Here is a 17,853-nt window from a genome sequence, read left to right as displayed (position 1 = left end):
CCTCCGGGGCCCCGGCCCGCCGGGCCGCCGCACCGCGTGGCCGTCCGCGGTCGCGCGCACGGGGCAGGTGGGCCTCCGGCAGTCCGCGAGACACGCGGGCCCGTACGGTACGGCCGCCCTCACCCTGACTGCGTTGTGTCCGTCATCGAGCGCCACCCGCGAGGGTGCCCGGCTGCGCCCGGGCGTGCCGGGTGCCCCACAGCCGGGTCGCGTCCCCGGCCCGCTCAGTCGTCCGAGGTCGACTTCACGCCCTTGCACGCGTCGGTGTCGTCCGCGGCCCCCGGGACCGCCGCCGCCTTCGCCGCGTTGAAGTTCGCCACGTACGCGTCGTGATGGGCGGAGTCGTCGATCTTGAGGAGGGCCTCGTCGTTCTCGCGCAGCGCCGGCCCCGAGTAGTTGTGGCTGCCGGTCCAGACCAGCTTGTTCACCGCGCCGTCGTACTTGCCGTCGATCAGCAGGTACTTGGAGTGGATCACGGAGTTGGTGGTCTTGGGGTTGCCGTCCTCGTCGTGGTTGTGACAGCGCAGCGTAGGACCGCCGGAGGCGTGGAGGGCCTCCCAGGTGCCCGGGGTCCCGGAGCCGGCGGCGCTGTCGGTCTCCGCGTAGAGCACGTCGACGGCGCAGCCCGCCCTGCGAAGCGCCGTCAGCTTCTCCGCGACGCCCTGACGGGTCAGCCGCAGCACGGCGACGCGGACCTTGGTCTGGCGGGTGGTGGTGCCCTCGGTCCACTTGCAGGTCACGTTGTCGAGCGTGTTCCAGATGGTGTCCCGGGAGTTGCCCGTCCCCGAGTAGGGGAAGAAGTACGCCTTGAAGGGGGAGTGGGCGACCGACGTGTACGTCCACGCCCGCCAGTCCATCGCGACGAGCTTGTCGAAGTAGCTCGCGTACGTGCCGTACACGGCAGGGTTGGACGGGAGCACGAAGGCGTCGTTCCACATACGGGTGTACGCCGAGGGCGACATGTTCGACGAGCTCTGCACCACCAGGTCGGAAGCCCCGTCCACCTGGGAGAACAGCCAGAACTTGTTGTGGTTGAGGGAGCTGCTCGGCAGCGCGTCGGGATCGCCCAGACAGGACTGCTTGGGCGGGCACAGGCCCACGAACGACCCCTTGGTGCGATCCGTGCCCAGCGCGTCCTTGAGGATGGCGTACGAACCGTCCGTGGGGATCACGCTCGTCGAGTCGAGCATGACCTGTACGTTCACCCCGCGCTGGGTGTGGGCGTCGGCGAGGGCCCGGGCCACCTCCTCGTCGTACAGGTGGTACAGCGCCACCTTGATGTCCGACTGGGGGGCGGCGGTGGATATGTAGGTCAGCAGCCGGATCCGGATCGCGTGCTGCTCTTCGTACGTGCCGGTCGGCTTGTTGAAGATCGGCCCCTGGGGCACGACCGCCGCCGCCTCGTCGGCGCCGCCGAGGTGGATCCCGGCAGCCAGCACCATGGTGCTCAGGGCCGCGGCGAGCCTGCGTGATCTCCAGCGTGATGCCGTGCGCATCGTGTCCCCTCCCGGTTCAAGCCGCCGCCGCAGCGGCGGTCCTGAGGTGTTGTTCGGCATGGCCGATGGTCGGCGCATGACATGTCGACAGGGAAACGATCTTTCCAGAAGCAGCGGAGCGCACCGCACGGGCACCCCCACCCGCCTGCCGCAACAGGAGGGAAGGCCCCCGGCCGGCCGGGGGGCGGCCCACGCCGCCGGGCCCCGACAGCGCGGCCGCCGGCCGATCGGCCCCCCACATGGCCGGCGCGGAGGCCGGGGCCCGCCCAGGCGGCCCGGCCCCCAGGCGGCCCGGCCCCCGGACGGCACGGCCCGCGTCGCACCACGCACGCCCGCCAGACCCGAGGGGCGGTGCCCCGCGGCGCCGAGGACCGTCAGCGCTCCTCACGGCGTGCGGAACTGCTCCACCAACGCCGCGTATCCGCCGGCGCCGTGACCGGCGGTCACCGCTCGCTCGGCCAGTGCCTTGACGAGTCTCGGCAACTCGGCGTTGACGCCGAGCGACTCGCTCTCCTCGACCACGTGCGCCATCGCCGCCAGATGGGTGTCGACCGTACCGTCGTCGGCGGGGTAGGTGCCGTCGTCCACCTGCCGCGCGTAGCCCGGCAGCCAGCCGGCCACCGTGTCGATCGCCGTCTGCGCGACGGGGAGGTACGCGGTGGCGGACACACCGGCCGTCCCCAGGATCGCGGCGCCGTTGAGGAAGCCGTCGAGCATGCCCCACATGAGGACGAGCGTGGCCATCTCGTGCGTCGCCGACAGTCCGGGGTCGTCGCCGAGGTGGAGGCCCGTGCCGAGACTGCCCAGCGTGGACTCGTGGGCCTCGTACAGCGGTCGCGGCCCGCTGTAGGCGACCACGGCGGCGGCCGTGCCGACGGCCTCCGGGACGGCCATGATCCCGCCGTCGAGGTAGCCGCCGCCTCGCCGCGCCACCTCCTCGGCGAGCGCTCTCGCGCGGGAGGGCGTGCCCGAGGTCAGGTTCACCACGACCCGACCGTCGAGCGGTCCGTCGAGGACGTCCGCCACGGCGTCGTAGTCCGACACGCAGACCACCACGAGCGGGGCGGCCGCGAGCGCGGCCGCCGGAGACTCGGCGAGCGTCGCGCCCCGAGCCACCAGGCCGTCGGCCTTGGCCCTCGTACGGTTCCACACGGTCGTCGGGTGTCCCGCGCGCAGGAACGCCTCGGCGAGGGCGCCGCCCATCAGGCCGAGTCCCAGAACCGTGACGGGTGTGCCGATGTGCGTCATGTGCTCCTCCTCTGATCGGTGGGACGATCGTCGACGTTCACACCGGTATGAAGGTCAAGGGGGAGAGCGCATGCTGATCGGGGAGCTGAGCCGGCGGACCGGGGTGAACCCGCACCAACTGCGGTACTACGAGGCGCAGGGCCTGCTGGTGCCCGACCGCGGTGACAACGGCTACCGCGCGTACGGTGACGACGCCGTCCTGGCCGTGGCCCAGATCAGGAAGCTGCTCGACGCCGGGCTGTCGACCCGGGAGATCGGGTACCTCCAACCGTGCGTCAGCGGGGTGGCCCCCGACCTGCGGCCCTGCCCGGAGACCCTGGACCTGCTGCGGGCGCGCATCGCCGCACTGGACGAGCAGATCGACACGCTCGTCGAGTCCCGCGGGACACTGCGGAAGTACCTGGCGGCCACGGAGCGCCGGCTGGCCGGCCAGTAGCACGACGTCAGTTCGGCGTCCGGTCCTGTTGCGGGCCAGATGCGGCCGCGGATGGTGCGGACGCCGGCCCGGCACCACTGCGCGTCCGGTGTGGAGCACCTGGCAGGGTGTCAGATCGGCGTCGAGTCTCCTCGGTCACGCCAATTGGGAGGCGGTTTCACTGACCGCAGCCCGCCGGTGGTCGTCGCCCGTCCCGCCATCCGGCTGCCGAAGGAGCTGCGGGTCCTGCCCGCCCGCCACCCCGTCGCGCTGTTCGCACGCGGCGAATCCGCCGTCCTCCCACGGGCCCCGTGCCGTCACGGGGACAGGGGCAGTTGGTCACCGGTGGCGCCGACCTCCAGGCGCGCGTAGTCGGGGTGGTCCAGTCGGTGGTGCACGTAGATCTGGTCGGCCCACGGTGGGTCGAAGGGCGTGAACGCGCGCAGTCCCAGCACCCGGCCGATCGGCCTGGCGGGGTGGTCGGCGTTGAAGTCGGCGATGGCGGCGGCTTCGCCGATCCGCTCGATGGTGCCGGGCACGTCGTCCAGGTAGCAGGTGACCCGCGGCAGCAGGTGCTCGTGCGCCGGACGCCGGAAGACCTCCAAGGCGGTCACGGTCGAGGAGTAGTAGTCCAGGTCCAGGCTGACGAAGCCGACCGGGTGCCGGCGCAGCAGCTCCGCCCGGGAGGCGAGGTACGCGGGCAGGGTCTCGGCGAGGTCCCCCAGTACCAGCTCCGCCTCGCCCAGGCGGGCGCGGAGCCGGTCGTGGTCCATGGTGTAGAAACCGGGGCCGAACAGGTAGGGGAGATCGCGGGGGTCCCTGGTGGCGGGCATGCCCGCACCGCTGTCGAAGCCGACCACCCGCACCGCCACCCCGGTGGCGGCGGCGTAGTACCGGGCGTGCTCGGCCAAGGCCAGCAGCCCGTTGCCCCCGGCCACTCCGAACTCCACCACCGTCACCCCCCGGTGACCCAACCGCGCGGCCAGCTCGGTGGCCCGGCGCACCCCGTAGGCGTAGTGCGGCCGCTCCACCAGACCGAACCGGTACGCCCCCGCGGAGCCGGTCCCGGGCAACCGTCGCAACAGCCGGTGCAGGGCGGCGTGCCGGGTGCCGGACTTCGACCACTCCCACAGCACGTCCGCCACCCCTCCCTGCGGTCGACGGCCGAAGGGATGACCCTTCTGAGCGGTCGAACGTGAGCTCCTGGGCATCACGACACCCCCTGCACGACGGGCAATGGTCACCCGCAGCCTTCCCTCCCTCCCCCCACGCCCAACCGCGGCCCGTGCCGGGGAGCCCGCGCGTCCGGCCCGGCCCGGTGGGCGCGTCGCCGGGCCGGGAGCCACCGTGCAGCCGGTGGTCCGAGGGCCGGAGCACGGGCCGGTCCGCATGGCCCCCTGGTCGACACCGCGGGTCCGCGTGACGCGACGAACGCATCGCCGTACGTGCTCCGACACCGCCCGGACCGGCCGGCGGCCACCCCCGCGGCGCCGCCCGCCGCTCCCGTGACTCGCCTGCGCTGTCTGGGCCATCCCGCCCGCGGCGCCCTCGATGGCGGGTGGCGCGGGCTCGGCGCGGGCCCGGCGCGGGCTGTCAGTAGAGTCGGGCCCATGCAGCGCACGACCGTCGACGGTGTCACCGTCCTGTGGGCCCCTGGCCCGGCCCCCCTCAGCGCGGCGCTCACCTTCGGGTGCGGCGCCCGCGACGAGAGTTTCCGCACCATCGGGGTCACCCACCTCATCGAGCACCTGGCGATGAGCACGCTGCCCCGGCTGCACCACGAACACAACGCCTCCGTCGACCTGGAAGTCACCCGCTTCACCGCTTCCGGCCGCCCGGAACAGATCACGGCCTTCCTGGCGGCGATCTGCGCCGCCCTGTCCGACCTGCCGCTGGACCGGATCCGGCACGAGGCCGGCATCCTGACCGCCGAGGCGTCCTCGGTCACGTCACCGGCCGCCGCCTTCCTGCTCAACCAGCGGTTCGGGGCCCGAGGTCCCGGTCTCGCGCCCTACGTCGGGCCCGGTTACGACCGGCTCTCCGCGGACGCCGTCCGGGCCCACGCCGCCGCGTACTTCACCCGCGGAAACGCCGTCCTCCAGCTCACCGGGCCTCCGCCCGAAGGTCTGCGGCTGCCCCTGCCCGAGGGCCGGCCGCCGCAACGCACGACTCCGGCCGCGCGTACCGGTGCGTCCTGGGACGAGGCGCCGATCGAGGGAGCCGCCATCGCCCTGGCCACGCCCGTCGGCTCACCGGCGGCCGCTCTCGGTCTCGCGCTCCTCGAGCACCGGCTCACCGAGCTCGCACGGCATCGTCGCGGCCTGAGCTACGTGGTCCAGGCCGAGTCGAGCCTGCGGGACGAACACACCCTGGACACCCTGCTCTCACTGGACTGCCGCCCCGGCCAGGAAGCCGAGACGGCGGAGCTGCTCTGGCAGGAAGCACTGCGCCTGGGTCGGGAGCTGCCCACCGAGGCCGAGCTGAAGGACGAGATCGAGGGCTTCCGGGAGAGCTACGAGGACCCGCGGGCCGTGGAGGCCGAGCTTGACCGAGCGGCTGCCGCCCAGCTGTTCGGACTGCCGCCCCGGGACGCCGCGGCCCGGCTGGCCGCCCTGCGTGCCGTTGTGCCCGAGGACGTGCGTGCCTGTCTCGCGCGAGCCACCGCCGGCGCGCAGTTGGCCGTGGCGCCGGACGTCGAGCCCCGGCTGGCCGCCCCGGACGGACGGCCGCTGCCTCGGGGTGCCTGCTGGGAGCACGGCGTGCTGCCCGCGGGCGAGGTGTTCCGACCGCCGCTGTCGGCGCGCGCGAGGTACGGCGCGGCGCGCCGGTCCCGACTGGTGCTGACCGGCGACGGTGTGGCGGAGATCGACGGGGACGGGCGACTGCACCACATACGCTTCGACGAGATCGTCGGCCTGGAGCGGGATGGTGAGGACCGCACGCTCTTCGGGGCGTCCGGCTGCCTGATGGAGCTCTCGCCCCGGAAGTACAGCGGGTGCGGCAAGGTGATCCGAGCGGTGGACGCCGCGGTGCCGGCGGGCCTCGCGTACGAGGCCTCGGCACTGGCGCCGCAGGACCCCGAGAAGACGTAGTTCGGTTCGGGCCGGGTGAGGGGCCCCGGGGGCGTCGCACGGGCGGGGGAGGAGTGCGGCCGTGCCGGGGAGCCCTGCGGCCCGGCCGTACGGCCATGCCCGGCTTGTCCCTTGCCGCCCGTGAGTACGTCGCCGGGCCCGCCCGGCCCGGCGACCACCCGCCGCTCGGTGCCCGCCCGCCCCCTGGTGGTACCACCGGGGCCCGGGCCGGGCCGGTCACGTCGGGGTTGCCCCGCTGTCGGCGTCGGCGTCGGCGTCGGCGTCTGCGTCGGTGCCGGTGCCGGTGTCGTGTTCGGCCAGGGCCAGCCGGGCCTGCTCGACGGTGGGGGCGAGGGTGAAGATCTCCTGTGCGCCGACGAGCGTCAGGAGGGACATGAGCCGTTCCGGGGCCGCCGCCAACACCAGCCCTCCGTCGGCGTCGAGGACGGCCTCCCGGACCAGCAGCAGAATGGTGAAGCCGCGCGAGTCGCAGAACTCCAGCCCCGCGCAGTCCAGCACGATGCGCCGGTAGCCGGCTGCGAGCAGCTCACCGACCGCACCGGTCAACGGCGCCTCGCCGGCCATGTCGAGCTCACCACTCAACGCCAGCACCGCGTCCCGCTCCACGATCGCCGGCGTGATCTCCAGCCTTGCCACCGGCATCCCGCTCTCCTTCTCCCTCGGCACGGCCATGACGGCACCCACCCTATGAAGTCCCCGACCGGAGCACCCCCCTCGCGCGACACTTCGATTTCCGTCCGGCCCCCCCCGCACGAGTCCCCTGATCACTCACGGCCGCCGTGGTCACGTACGGCGAGCAGCGGGGCGAGGAGTGGCCGCGGCTCACACGGGAGCATCACCGTCCTGCCCGGGGTCGTCGGGAGGCAGCAGGTCGTGCATCCGAGCCGCTTGGCGGCGCACCCGCGCCACCGCCGCCGACATCTCCTGAGCCGCCTGCTCCGCGGCGTCCTCGCCCGTGGCAGCCGTCCCAGCTTCCGTGTCCTCCTCGCGGTCCCTGTCCATGGAGGGGTGAGTGCCCTGGCCACCCACCGGTTAACGCCACCCGAACGGGTGACTTGACCAGGTCCTGGCCGAATCGCGGCCCAGTGACGGAGCCTGCACGAGCGGCCCGGCGCCTCCCGAGCCCGTGCGGCCGACCGGCGCGGCCGACCGGCGCGGCCGACCGGCGCGGCCGGTGTCCGCCGGACCGGGCCCCCGGCAGCTCCGAGCCGGCGGATACGGGGCGGTGACGGACGCAGCCGTTCGCCAGGCCACGGAAATGGCAGCGCGGCGTCGGGGCGGTCGCCCGCTCGGCGGCGACGGCACGCCGGTCCGAGCACCGGTGGGCCGCAGCGGCGGCCTCACCTCGGCCGGCCCGTGCCAGGCAGCCGGCCTGAGCTCCCCGGGTACGACGTCCTCATCCGGAGCCTCACCCGGCGCCCGCGCACGCCTCCGAGGGGGTGGGGGAGAGGTGGGTCACTGACGCAGGTGGGTGAACAAGGCACGATGCCGTCTGGAGGGGTGGCAAGCCTGGGGAGGTCCGCCGCCCCTCCACACTCCTGCACGCCACGAGACCTCCATGCAGGCTCCCCCGCCGCCCGGTCCGTGCCACCCGGTGCCCTACCGGAGACAGGACACCCCCCTCCTCGACCGGCCGCCACACGCCGGGCGAAACGGCTGGACCATCCCTGCGTCGACTTCCCTGTGCCGGGGCACTCGGTAGGACACCACCATGCCCGGACCCTCATGCGCACGGGAAGCGATCCATGACCCCCCACGAGCGTTCCCTCGACTTGACCGGCACCGCCACGGCATCCGCGCGGGCCCGGGAGACAGCCGCCGCCTTCCTCGCCGAGTCGGTACGCCGCCGCGGTCGCCCGGCAAGCCCCGCCGCGAGCGACGCGGTGCTCCTGGTGGCGAGCGAACTCGTCACCAATGCCGTACGGCACGCCCCCGGCCCGTGCACCCTGCGCCTGACCGCACACGAGGAGGCGGTCGTCGTCGAGGTCACGGACACGAACCCCGCGCCGCCGGAGCCCCGCGCTCCGGACATCACCGGCCGGCAGGGCGGCTGGGGCTGGAAACTGGTCACGCGCCTGGCCGATGACGTCCGCGTCCTGCCCGGCCCGGACGGCGGAAAGACGGTGAGCACCCGGCTCCCCTGGTGACCGGTCGACCGCCCCTCACGCCGCGGTAATCGACCCCCGGGTGACTCGGCGGTCGGCCCCGGGGGGCCTGTGTTACCGCCCGTGTCTGCGGTCGCATGCCCGGTTGCGCGGTGCTCGTCGTGCCGCCGCCCGACCTCGGCCGGTCCCACCGCTCGACGTCGGCCGGCCCCACCGCTCACCACCGCGCCCCGCCCGCCGCGCCGTCGACGTGAACCCCCCGGCCCCGCGCTCCGGACCCCGTCCCCTTGCCGTTGCGCTCCGACCGCGCGCCCCACCGGCGCTGCCCCACGGCTCTGGCCCCACCGCCTCACCGGCCCGGCAGCGCGGTGCGGCGCGGTGTGGATCGCGAGCCCGTCGCGGTCATCGGGTGCCCGGCCGGTCGGAGGGTCACCGGCGGGTGTGTCCGGTGGGCGTGCCGCGCGGCCGGGGAAGCGTCGAGGCGGGTGACTCCCCGGCCGAACCGGAGGAGTTCCAGCCGACCGTGCCCAGGTCGAATCCCCGTTGCGTGGTGACGACGACGGCGGGCGGGGGCGTGAGACCGGCGCGGACGCTCGCCCCTTCGTACCGGCGATGCGCTGACGTGCTGCCACACCACCGATGCTCCCGCCGGAAGCGTTGTCAGCGCTGACGGGCACGGTCACGCTTTCCTCGTACAGCCACGCCGAACGGGTAGTCGGGCGGGCGGCATTCGGCATGCCGGCAGTCGGGCCCTCCACCTACGCAGTCCGGGCGGGGGCGTGCGGGCGTGGTCCCCCGGGGCCAATCGGGAGAGGGGCGGGGATGGCTTGGCTCGCGTTCGGGTACTTCCTTTCCTACATTCCCTACGTGCTGCTGCTGAAGGCACTGACGGGGGGCATCCCTCCGGTGGCCGGCCTGCCGGTCGACGGAACGGTCCTGCTGCCGGCGGCCGCGCTGGGGCAGCTCGCCGTCATGCCCCTCTTCCTGGCGGCCAGCGGATGGTGGCGCTACGCGCGCGCGACCGGCACCCTGGGTACGGACCGCACCGTTGTGTCACTCGTGCACGTCGTGGGGGCGGGGTTCTTCACCTCCCTCGTGATCGGCACCACCGCACTCAACTTCACCTTCACCGGCGTATCCGTGTTGCTGGTGCTGCTGCTCATGCGCGGGGGTGTCCTGATCACCTCGCCGCTCATCGACAAGGCCCGCGAACGGCACGTGACGCCCTCCGCGTGGACGGCCCTGCTGCTGAGCCTCGCGGCGGTGCTGGTGGCCGTCGGCGGGGTGCGGGACTTCCACCTCCCCCCGGCAGCGGTGGCGAGCGTGTGCGTCTACCTCATCGGCTATGCGGGCCGGTTCGAGATCATGAGCCGCGTCGCCAAGTCCGGGGTGGTCGCCACCGACCGCCGGTACTTCGCCCTTGAGCACGCCACGGCTCCCCTCTGCCTGGTCGTGCTCCTGGCGGCCGGGGCCCTCGCCGGCCAGCCGGGACTCCGAGCGGGCTTCACCACCTTCCTCACCACCCCCGAGGCCTTGGCGGCGGCATCGGTCGGTGTGGCCTACGAGGTGCTGTTCGTCTTCGGCACGCTGATCTACCTCGACCGTCGTGCGTTCTCCTGGTGCGTCCCGGTGAACCGGTGCGCCAGCCTCGTCTCGGGCGTCATCGCCGCGTACCTGCTCCACCACGCGGCCGGACTGCCGACCCCGACCACTGCCGAGCTGGTGGGCCTCGTCCTGGTCATCGCCGCGATCGGCGCCCTGTGCTACCCGACGGTGGCCTCCCGCCGACGCAGCTCGGGCGGCCGCGCACGGCGGGTGCTGTTCGTCTGCGGGGGCAACACCTTCCGCTCACCCCTCGCGGAGCTGGTGGCCCGCGACGAGGTGGCGCGGCAGGGGAGGGCCGCACCCTCCCTGCGGATCACCAGCGCCGGGGTGACGGTCCCCGCGATGCGGTGGGGGGCACGGATGTCACCCCACACCACCACCGCCCTCACGGGTCTGGGCATCCGCCCGGCCCTCGGGGCCGGGCACCCCCGCCTGCGTCGGGCGCGACCGGTGACGCCGCGCCTGTGCCGCAGCAGCGCGCTCATCTACTGCATGACCCGCGACCACCGGGACGCCGTCCTCGCGGTGGCGCCCGACGTGGCCGGCCGGACCCTGTGCCTCGACCCCGACCGCGACATCCCCGACCCGCACGGCGCGTCAGCCGACGCACACCTGCGCTGTGCCCGGCACATCCAGCGAGCGGTCAGGCAGCGGCTGCGCCAGTTCCCGGGCCCCGACCAGCACCCGCCCGCCCTCAGCACCGGTTGAGCGCGACGGGCCGGCCGGCCCCCTACGACCTCCTGGCCGGCCTCAAGCCGAGAGGTCCCCGCCCACCGTTGCGGCGCCCGCCCCCCCATGCACCGGGGCCGGGCGGTCGACCGGGCAGAGCACGAGCCCCGGATACAGCGGATCTGCCGCGCACTTGAGGGAGGTGACGTGCCGGGCGGGGGACAGGTGAACCGGTGCGGGGAGATTGCCATGCGTGAGAGGAGCGTGGTTCCCACCACGTGCGCGGTGGCGGTGACAGCCTGGTGCCCGTGTCAGCCTCAGCCGTCCCGCCGGCGGCGGCCGGCAGGACCCGTCGCCCGCCACACGACGGGGTGCCCCCGCTCGTCACCCCGTCACCCCCGAACCTCCTCAGCGGGCGCGCCGCCACGGCCGGAGCCCTGGTACAGGGCACTGATCATGGTCCCGCTGGGCACTCCCACCCTCACGCGGGCTGATCAGCCGCGCTCGTCGTCTCGTCGTCGGCCAGTGCGCACAGGGCGAGTGCGGTCGCGTGCTGTTCGGCGGTGAAGCCGAGAGGTTCGACGCCTTGCTGCTCGTACCCGAGCCACATGTGGCGCTGGCCCTCGGCGTACTCCCGGAGGATCTGCCGGGCCTCCTGCGGGGTGACGTCGAGCGCGGTGGCCACCTGCCGCCAGGTGGCGCCCAGTCCGAGGGTCACGTGGATGCGGTTGCCGCGTCCGCACTCCACATCCCGGCGGATGGACTCCCGCAGCGCGAGTACGGCCAGGGCGTCGTCGACGTCGCCGCGTTCGAGCTCGTGGGGGGACCGGGTGGGGGTTCGACGGGCGGGCATCCGGTTGCGGTACAGCCGGTCCTCGTGGCGGCTCACCTTCTCGATCTGCCAGGACAGCGGGGTAGCGGCGGGCACGTCGTCGGGGCAGCGGACCTCCAGGCGTGTCCAGTCGGCGTGCTGGTCGGTCGTCATGGGTTCCCTCCAGGGGGTGGTCGGTCGCGTCAACGAAACCACGGCGCCGAGGACCAGGCCGAGTGCGGCGAGCTGACCTGCGGCGATCCGGGACGCCACGGTGCCGAGGACCGCGAGCACGTGCCCGTCGCGGTCAGGGCGGTCGCCGAGCGGTACGGGGCGAAGGCCCCCACTCGAATCGACCTTCGCGACGGTAAGGCCAGGGGTCAGGCCACCAAGGGCGCCGGTTCCTACGCGGCCGCCCTCGCCATGGACGGTCGAGTTCACCGCGTCCGCCCAAGCCCGCTTGACGGGCTGTGAACGGCACCTCCCCTCGCCGCCCTGGTCGGGCCGGCGCCCGCTCCGACCGCGGCCACCTCGTGGACCGCGCCGGGGCGCACGGGCCTGGGCCAACCCGACTGACTGACAGATACAGTCGGTTACTCGACCGAACCGACCTGTATGTAGGGCCGGATGCCCACCGTGACGTCCATGTCGAAGGCGTTCGACCCCGCCGCGGACGGCAGGCCAAGGGCCCGGTTGAGCGCACGGCTCAGGGGGCCGCAGCCACGGGTGCCCGGGGATGCGAAGCTCGTGTCCTGGGCACCGAAGGCGACGACCAGGGGGTCCCTGGTGATCACCCGGGTGGGATCGGTGTCCTTGAGTACGAGGTGGACCGCGTCCTCGTCGCTGCCCACCGAGCAGCCCGGCGACGGCACGGCCGGCAACCCATGCGCCGAGCCTATGGCGAACTTGATGTCGAACTCGCCGCGCCGGGTGTCGTCGGACAGGAAGTCCGAGTAGCCGCCGTACTGCGGGGTCAGCGTCAACGGGGTGCCTCCCACCCGGATGGGCGCGGCGGTCATCTCCCCGAAGACCTGGCGGAACACACCCCCCACACGACCTTCCGCGAAGGTGATCTTCATGGGCTCGGGGAGCGGCTCGTCGACGGCGCCCAGGCGCAGATGCCCGGTGGCGTGCATGACCTCGCAGCGCCAGGTACCGGGGTCCGCGCCGGCGGGCAGTTCGTCGATGGTCGGGCAGGCGGAGAAGTCGAACGGGGCGGGTGCCGACGGCTGTTCGGCTCCATGTGCGGGTGCGGCGACCAGGGTGAGGCCGGCAAGCAGGGCTCCCGCAGCGGCACTGGTGAAGCGGCGGACGACGGGATGGCAGGTCTTTCGGTTCGGCGTCATGCATCCCAGCATTGCAGAGTTTTCTCTGCAGAGGAAGCTCTGCAGAGAAATGACTGCAACCCGGGTAGACTGGCGCCATGACGGACGAGCGGAGAACGGAAGCCGCACGGCGGCGCACGGTCGACAGCCCCGAGGTGCTCAAGGCCCTGTCACACCCTTTGCGCCTGCGCATCCTGCGCCACCTCGGTGCGGCGGGCCCGGCCACGTCGACGACGCTGGCCGCCGCCCTCGGCGAGAACACCGGGACGCTCAGCTACCACCTGCGCATGCTGGAGCGCAGCGGTCTCGTCGAGGACATCCCCGAGCGCTCCACCGGGCGTGAGCGCTGGTGGCGCGGGGTGCGCGGCCTCGACATCCGCAGGCCGCCGCAGGACGAGCTGACGGAGGCGGAGCGCGCCATGTCGGCCGAACTGGACCGGATGAGGATGGAGGAGGACGTCGAGCTCGCCCGGCAATTCACCGCCGGGCAGGCCGGGTCCGACGGCTGGATGCGGGGTTCACGCAGCCTCGTCCATCTCACGAAGGGGGAGCTGGACGCGTTCCACGACGACTATCTGGCCCTGCTCGCGCGCTACGCCCGTGACCCCGAGGACGCCCCCGGCGACGCGCGCCCCGTACTCCTGCGCTGGTTCGGCCTGCCCGCTGACTGACCGGCACCGGCCCGCGATCCGTCTCATCGACCGACTGGCCGGACGGGTGCGGCCGGGCAGGTGTGAACGGAGCAATGCCTCCGGCGAACTGCCCCGCTCCATGTGTCGTCCGTGTGGCGGGTGGCCCCCACGCCGGTCCGGCGCCGCAGCCGCGTGGCCGCGTCACCGTGCCGGCCGGCCGCGCGTCACCGTGCCGCCCGGCCGGCCGGGTCGTCCGTGCCCCAGCGGTCCGCCGAGTTCGACGGCCCGGTCGAGGCCGGGCGTCCCGCTCGGGCCCGGCGCACTCATCGTCGTCGCGTCCGTGCGGCGGCGACCGCGGACATCCCATCGCACCGAGAGGTCAGGGACGTCAGCCGTTTCGCCACCTTTGGCCCCCGCCCCACCTCCGGTGGAGTTTGCTGCACGTTCTTGCAACAGTCTTGTCGCGTGGGGCCGTTGATGCCAGTGTGGTTCAGTCTGGATCAGACCTGTCAGCGGGAGGCGCAATGCGCAACGCGAGACGACTTCTCCTCAGATTCGGCGCCATGGCAAGCTCGGCACTCACCGTCGCAGCGATCGGCCTCACGGCAGCCCCTCCGGCCGCGGCCGTCGACTACTACTACGAACTCCCCTACCCATCGGGTGAGTCCTACCTCGTCACCCAAGGGCCCGAAGGCACCTACTCCCACACCGGCCCGTACAACGAGTACGCCTGGGACTTCGGCTTGCCGGCGAACTACGAGGTCTCCGCCGCCCAGGGCGGCACGGTGCTCGTCTCGGACTGGTCGCCGTACTGGCAGAACGGCATCGAGGTCATCATCCGCCACTCGAACGGCCAGTGCACCCACTACGCGCACCTCAACCGGGCCATCTACAACACGGGCGACTGGGTCCCGCAGGGCCGGATCATCGGCTGGTCGGGAGCCACCGGGGCGGCGAGCGGCCCGCACCTGCACTTCCAGGTCATCAACTGCAACACCCGCGTCGGTATCCCGGCCACGCTGCAGGGCTGGACGCCGCCCACCGGGTCAAGACCGGTGAGCGTCAACACGCGCGCCTGACAGCGGTGCCGCCCCCGCCTGTACCCGGGGTGAAGAGCGACCGGAGCGGCGGGGGCGTGCCCCACCCGACCGCCGGGCTGCGCACGCCCGGATCCGTGTGCTGATCGTGTCGGCGAGCCGTTGTCGGTCGTGGCTGCGTCGAGCCCTTGCCGGGTGGTGCGCGCGCACGGATGGAGATTGACCAGTACAGGGGCGCGGCCTGCGCGGGGCTGTCCCCGGGGACCGTTCATCGGGCATGAGGATGCACCGTTGTCCAGCGCCGCGGCAGCGTCGGGGCGAGGGGTCCTCCACGGCCGTCCGGCGCCGTCCGGCCGGACTTCCCCGCCCGCCAGATCACCGACCACGTCCACACCGGCCTCTTCGTGGAGCACGGTCGGCAGCCCCAGGGTGCCGCACTGGTTGCCCGGACTGCCGGCGGGCAGGGCGACACCGAGACCCGTGATGATGCCGCTGTGCTGCTTCGTGGCACCACCGGCGCGAGGGCCGCCGATGTTGGCGCAGGCGTTGTCGAAGGCCGCGTTGCCGAAGCCGATGACCGGGGTGGCGGCCGCGGGGGTGGCGGTGGTGAGAGCGCTGATGGCGGCGGTGAGCGACGCCAGTGCGCCGGCGACGTGGTGACGGTTCATGCACCGGCAACGGCCGCCCGCGCAGGTCGGATACGGCTGACAGCCCCGGCCCACGCCTCGGCTGGGGCGTCGGACGCCCCCACCGCCGTCTGCGGACCGGCTGGCGGTGTCCTCCGGGGATGGGGCGAGCGAGGCAGGTCCCGTACGCGGCGGGCGCGGGGACCGGCGGCGCGGCCGGGTGCTGGTGCACGGGTCGCCAAGCGGCGCGCGCACCGCGCGGGCCCCGAAGTCGGACGGCCGACGCCGGGCGCCTGGAGTGGCGCCCGTGGGTCACGGGCCGGCCGGGGCGTCTTCGGCGACGGCTGCGGGGGTGTCGCGCAGTCCCAAGCGCAGGTGCTCGACATGGTGGAGCGCCTGGTCGAGGAGTTCGGCGACGTGGTTGTCGTAGAGGGCGTAGACGATGGAACGGCCGTGGCGTTCGCCGGAGACCAGTCCCAGGTTGCGCAGCAGGCGGAGCTGGTGCGAGCAGGCGGACGTCTCCATGCCGACGGCCTCCGCGAGGTCGCCCACGGAGCAGGGACCTTCCTGGAGGTGGGCCAGGATGCGGAGCCGGGAAGGTGTGGCGAGGGCCTGCAGGGTGGCAGCGACGTCTGCGGTGCCGACGGCCTCCAGGCGTTCCCGGGTGGTGGCGCTGTCGGCGGTGTCGATTCCGTGGCCCATGGTGGCATTGTACCCGTGACACTTGAATAGCTGTTCAACTGTTCCTGTATGGTGGCGGGACAAGCCGACGTCCGCCCGTGAAGGGTTGTTTTGTCATGTCTTCTGCCGTGGAAGAGCGCCCCCCACCCCTCGCTGCCGGGCCGCGTCCGGCACTCCCGCGACGGCGCACGCGGGTCCTCGCGCTGCCGGAGGCCCGGTGGGCGCTGGCCGCGCTCGTGCTGTTCCTGATCGCGCTCCCCCTGCACCTCGCGGGAGCACCGGCCTGGCTCTGGGCGCCGCTGTACGGCGCCGTCTATCTCACGGGCGGCTGGGGGCCGGGATGGGAGGGCCTGAGGGCCCTCAAGGACAGGACCCTGGACGTGGATCTGCTGATGGTGGTGGCCGCGCTCGGCGCCGCCGCCATCGGCCAGGTCCTCGACGGGGCACTGCTGATCGTCATCTTCGCCACCTCCGGGGCCCTGGAAGCCGTCGCGACGGCACGGACCGCCGACTCCGTGCGCGGTTTGCTCGACCTCTCGCCGACGACGGCGACCCGTCTCCTGCCGGACGGCCGTGAGGAGAGCGTCGCGGCCGACTCCCTGACCGTCGGTGACACCATCCTGGTGCGGCCCGGCGAACGGGTCGGGGCGGACGGCCGCGTCCTCGACGGGGCCGGCGACGTGGACCAGGCCACCATCACCGGCGAGCCGCTGCCGGTGCCGAAACGGCCCGGTGACGAGGTGTTCGCGGGCACCGTGAACGGCACCGGTGCCCTGCGGGTGCGGGTCGGACGCGATCCGGCGGACTCGGTCATCGCGCGCATCGTGAAGATGGTCGAGGAGGCGTCCGAGACCAAGGCGCCCATGCAGCTGTTCGTCGAGAAGGTGGAGCAGCGGTACTCCATCGGCATGGTCCTCGCCACACTGGCCGTCTTCGTGGTTCCGCTCGCCTTCGGCTCCGGGCTCCAGCCGGCCCTGCTCCGGGCGATGACGTTCATGATCGTCGCTTCCCCGTGCGCGGTGGTGCTGTCCACCATGCCGCCGCTGCTCTCCGCCATCGCCAACGCCGGCCGCCACGGCGTCCTCGCGAAGTCCGCCGTCGTGATGGAGCGCCTCGGTCAGGTCGACGCCGTGGCGCTGGACAAGACCGGCACGCTCACCACCGGCACGCCCCACGTCACCGACATCCGCCCCCGGCCCGGTTCCGGCCTGGACGAAGAGGGGCTGCTGGCGTTGGCGGCCGCAGCCGAGCACCCCAGCGAACACCCCCTCGCCCGCTCCCTCGTCCGAGCGGCCCACGAGCGCCACCTCACCCTCGACGAGGCCTCCGGCTTCACCTCCGAGCCCGGCCGGGGCGTCACCGCCGTCGTCGGCGGACACACCGTCCAGGTGGGATCTCCGGCCCGTCTCGGCCCCGTCGGCGGCGACCCGGAGACGGGCGGTGTGGTGCGGGCACTCGAAGACGAGGGCCGTACCGCCGTCCTCGTCCTGCGCGACGGCGCCCCGGTCGGAGTCCTGGGCGTCGCCGACCGGCTCCGCTCCGACGCGAAGAGCACCGTGACCGCGCTGGCCGAACTGACCGGTCGACCGCCGGTCCTGCTGACCGGTGACAACGAGCGCGCCGCGCGCCGCCTCGCCGCCGAGGTCGGCATCACGGACGTCCGCGCCGGTCTGCTCCCTCAGGACAAGGTGGCCGCGGTCAGGGAGTGGGAGGCGCAGGGGCGCCGGGTGCTGGTGGTCGGTGACGGCGTCAACGACGCTCCGGCGCTGGCCGCCGCGCACGTCGGCATCGCGATGGGCAAGGCCGGCTCGGATCTCGCGCTGGAGACCGCCGACGCCGTCGTCGTCCGCGACGAGCTCGCCACGATCCCCGCCGTCGTGGCCCTCTCCCGCAAGGCCCGTCGCCTCGTCGCGCAGAACCTGGCCATCGCCGCGGCGTTCATCGTCGCTCTGGTGGCCTGGGACCTGATCGGCACGCTCCCGCTGCCACTCGGCGTCGCCGGCCACGAAGGGTCCACCGTCATCGTCGGCCTCAACGGCCTGCGCCTGCTGCGAGAGCACGCCTGGACCGCTCCCACGACGAGCACGCGACACGAGTGAGCACGGCGGCGG

The 17,853-nt window shown here is 73.4% G+C and carries 16 protein-coding genes; 8 read left to right on the top strand and 8 right to left on the bottom strand.

Features of this window, described 5'->3' with window-relative positions; all coding sequences use genetic code 11:
* Positions 1-224 precede the first annotated feature (224 nt).
* Together NRO40_RS00400 and NRO40_RS00395 are read right to left on the bottom strand one after the other, a co-directional pair.
* Positions 225-1,496, bottom strand: coding sequence for a phospholipase D-like domain-containing protein (locus tag NRO40_RS00400; protein WP_058940056.1), 1,272 nt, complete (start codon positions 1,494-1,496; stop codon positions 225-227).
* Positions 1,497-1,880: 384 nt separating this feature from the next.
* Complete coding sequence (locus NRO40_RS00395; RefSeq protein ID WP_058940057.1) at positions 1,881-2,744, bottom strand: NAD(P)-dependent oxidoreductase; 864 nt, start codon at positions 2,742-2,744, stop codon at positions 1,881-1,883.
* Between the two features lie 70 nt (positions 2,745-2,814).
* Here NRO40_RS00395 and NRO40_RS00390 point away from each other — a divergent pair, with 70 nt between their 5' ends.
* The gene (locus NRO40_RS00390; protein WP_058940058.1) at positions 2,815-3,180 is read left to right on the top strand and encodes a MerR family transcriptional regulator; all 366 of its coding nucleotides are present in this window, start codon (positions 2,815-2,817) and stop codon (positions 3,178-3,180) included.
* Between the two features lie 296 nt (positions 3,181-3,476).
* On the opposite strand, the gene NRO40_RS00385 is transcribed toward NRO40_RS00390, so the two are convergent.
* Positions 3,477-4,304, bottom strand: coding sequence for a class I SAM-dependent methyltransferase (locus tag NRO40_RS00385; RefSeq protein ID WP_058940059.1), 828 nt, complete (start codon positions 4,302-4,304; stop codon positions 3,477-3,479).
* A 465-nt stretch (positions 4,305-4,769) separates the two neighbouring features.
* Here NRO40_RS00385 and NRO40_RS00380 point away from each other — a divergent pair, with 465 nt between their 5' ends.
* On the top strand, positions 4,770-6,251 hold the full coding sequence (locus tag NRO40_RS00380) for a peptidase M16 family protein (RefSeq protein WP_058940060.1): 1,482 nt from the start codon (positions 4,770-4,772) through the stop codon (positions 6,249-6,251).
* A 216-nt stretch (positions 6,252-6,467) separates the two neighbouring features.
* On the opposite strand, the gene NRO40_RS00375 is transcribed toward NRO40_RS00380, so the two are convergent.
* Entirely contained in the window at positions 6,468-6,893 is a 426-nt protein-coding gene (locus NRO40_RS00375) for an STAS domain-containing protein (RefSeq protein ID WP_058940061.1), read from the bottom strand.
* 180 nt (positions 6,894-7,073) lie between these two features.
* On the bottom strand, positions 7,074-7,253 hold the full coding sequence (locus NRO40_RS00370; protein WP_157901770.1) for a hypothetical protein: 180 nt from the start codon (positions 7,251-7,253) through the stop codon (positions 7,074-7,076).
* A 743-nt stretch (positions 7,254-7,996) separates the two neighbouring features.
* Between NRO40_RS00370 and NRO40_RS00365 the strand changes: the two genes are divergently transcribed.
* Together NRO40_RS00365 and NRO40_RS00360 are read left to right on the top strand one after the other, a co-directional pair.
* Positions 7,997-8,398, top strand: a complete 402-nt coding sequence (locus NRO40_RS00365; RefSeq protein ID WP_058940063.1) for an ATP-binding protein — start codon at positions 7,997-7,999, stop codon at positions 8,396-8,398.
* Positions 8,399-9,178: 780 nt separating this feature from the next.
* On the top strand, positions 9,179-10,669 hold the full coding sequence (locus tag NRO40_RS00360) for an arsenate reductase/protein-tyrosine-phosphatase family protein (protein ID WP_058940064.1): 1,491 nt from the start codon (positions 9,179-9,181) through the stop codon (positions 10,667-10,669).
* A 442-nt stretch (positions 10,670-11,111) separates the two neighbouring features.
* Here NRO40_RS00360 and NRO40_RS00355 read toward each other — a convergent pair whose 3' ends face one another.
* Both NRO40_RS00355 and NRO40_RS00350 read right to left on the bottom strand, forming a co-directional pair.
* Complete coding sequence (locus NRO40_RS00355; protein ID WP_079046748.1) at positions 11,112-11,615, bottom strand: hypothetical protein; 504 nt, start codon at positions 11,613-11,615, stop codon at positions 11,112-11,114.
* 419 nt (positions 11,616-12,034) lie between these two features.
* Positions 12,035-12,787 carry a hypothetical protein gene (locus NRO40_RS00350; RefSeq protein WP_058940067.1) on the bottom strand — a complete coding sequence of 251 codons (753 nt, stop codon included), beginning with the start codon at positions 12,785-12,787 and terminating at the stop codon, positions 12,035-12,037.
* Positions 12,788-12,864: 77 nt separating this feature from the next.
* Between NRO40_RS00350 and NRO40_RS00345 the strand changes: the two genes are divergently transcribed.
* From NRO40_RS00345 to NRO40_RS00335, 3 genes are all read left to right on the top strand, one after another.
* Positions 12,865-13,437, top strand: coding sequence for an ArsR/SmtB family transcription factor (locus NRO40_RS00345; protein ID WP_058940068.1), 573 nt, complete (start codon positions 12,865-12,867; stop codon positions 13,435-13,437).
* Between the two features lie 524 nt (positions 13,438-13,961).
* On the top strand, positions 13,962-14,477 hold the full coding sequence (locus NRO40_RS00340) for a M23 family metallopeptidase (protein ID WP_232790911.1): 516 nt from the start codon (positions 13,962-13,964) through the stop codon (positions 14,475-14,477).
* Between the two features lie 438 nt (positions 14,478-14,915).
* The gene (locus NRO40_RS00335) at positions 14,916-15,095 is read left to right on the top strand and encodes a hypothetical protein (RefSeq protein WP_157901771.1); all 180 of its coding nucleotides are present in this window, start codon (positions 14,916-14,918) and stop codon (positions 15,093-15,095) included.
* Between the two features lie 278 nt (positions 15,096-15,373).
* Here NRO40_RS00335 and NRO40_RS00330 read toward each other — a convergent pair whose 3' ends face one another.
* Positions 15,374-15,763 (bottom strand): ArsR/SmtB family transcription factor, encoded by a 390-nt coding sequence (locus NRO40_RS00330; RefSeq protein ID WP_058940070.1) that lies wholly within the window; start codon positions 15,761-15,763, stop codon positions 15,374-15,376.
* Between the two features lie 95 nt (positions 15,764-15,858).
* On the opposite strand from NRO40_RS00330, the gene NRO40_RS00325 reads away from it, so the two are divergent.
* Positions 15,859-17,841 (top strand): heavy metal translocating P-type ATPase, encoded by a 1,983-nt coding sequence (locus NRO40_RS00325; RefSeq protein ID WP_058940071.1) that lies wholly within the window; start codon positions 15,859-15,861, stop codon positions 17,839-17,841.
* Positions 17,842-17,853 lie beyond the last annotated feature (12 nt).

The organism is Streptomyces changanensis (assembly GCF_024600715.1).
GTDB classification, from domain to species: Bacteria; Actinomycetota; Actinomycetes; order Streptomycetales; family Streptomycetaceae; genus Streptomyces; species Streptomyces changanensis.
This window is presented reverse-complemented; position numbering and strand designations above follow the sequence as displayed.